Source organism: Chromobacterium aquaticum (assembly GCF_021129195.1).
GTDB lineage: Bacteria > Pseudomonadota > Gammaproteobacteria > Burkholderiales > Chromobacteriaceae > Chromobacterium > Chromobacterium aquaticum.
Genome location: NZ_JAJOHW010000248.1, coordinates 1 through 1,039 on the forward strand (window position 1 = coordinate 1; position 1,039 = coordinate 1,039).

The following is a 1,039-nucleotide window of genomic DNA, read 5'->3' on the forward strand; positions in this document are numbered from 1 at the left end:
GGTGCCCACCACCCAGCCCCAACGCGGACTGGATTGTAGATATGCCAGCTTGGGCTGCGGCTGTTCGGAGCCAGGCTTGTCCCAGACGAACTCGGCGAAGCCGCGGCCGCGCCCATCGCGCAGCGTGCGGTCGAAAGTAGCACCCAGGCTGTTGCCGTCGGAATCCTTCACCGCGTGCATATCCTTGCCTATCAGCTTGGGATTGACGCCGTGCGCGAGCCAGACCAGATCCTTGTTCAGAGTAAAGAAGTACTCCTTGCCGGCGAAACGCAGCCGGGTCAGCGCCAGCAACGCCTGGCGCTGTGCCTCCGCCTCCGGCAACGCGCCGGCGGCCGCCCGCTCCTCGTAGCTGGCCACCAGGCTGAGCGCGTTCTCCACTTGTCCGCGGATCAGTTCCTGACGATCCGTCATCATCTGTTGGTGCATGCTGCGCAGCACCAGGCCACCCAATAGGCAAGTCAGCGCAATCACGCTACAAATCAAGAACAGCAGACGCTGCTTCAAGGAAAGACCGGCTGGCATGATGTCTCCAAAAATATCGACGCAAGGACTAGGCAGGCCGCTTCCGCCGCGCGGCGGAATCCGGTTTTGTCTGCCGTGTTTATAAGCAAATAGCAAATAATACACTCGTCATTATCTAGTTGACCATTTTTAATGACATGCGCTTGATTTGGATCAGCCAGTGATGAAGCAAGAATTCCTTCGTCATGGAGCCGTTTCAAAGCGCGGATAGTATTTTACAAATGTAATATCAACAAATAAAATATACCGGATGTGATACCAGAAAGCCCCCGATGAAGTTCTTAGCTCCCGCCCCCGTAGCCGCCCTGGCCGCGACACTCATGCTCAGCGCTTGCGCCGGCATGGATGCCGTTGCGCCGCAATCCACGCTACTGCACGCCGCTCCGCCTGCCGAATGGGCGGGCACGCCCGCCGCCGAGTGGTGGCGGCAATGGCGGGACCCACAACTGGAAGCGCTGATCCGCCAGGCCTTGCGCGACAATCCGGGTCTGCGCGGCGCCGCCGCGCGGCTGCGCCA

General features: G+C 60.1%; 1 protein-coding gene and 1 pseudogene. One reads left to right on the top strand and one right to left on the bottom strand.

Translation table 11 applies throughout. The features are described from left to right. The coding region (locus LQT98_RS23480) for a cache domain-containing protein (RefSeq protein WP_231465626.1) at positions 1–522 on the bottom strand (522 nt) is incomplete at its 3' end. 272 nt (positions 523–794) lie between these two features. Here LQT98_RS23480 and LQT98_RS23485 point away from each other — a divergent pair. Further along, positions 795–1,039: pseudogene (locus LQT98_RS23485) on the top strand (hypothetical protein); the annotation flags it as partial.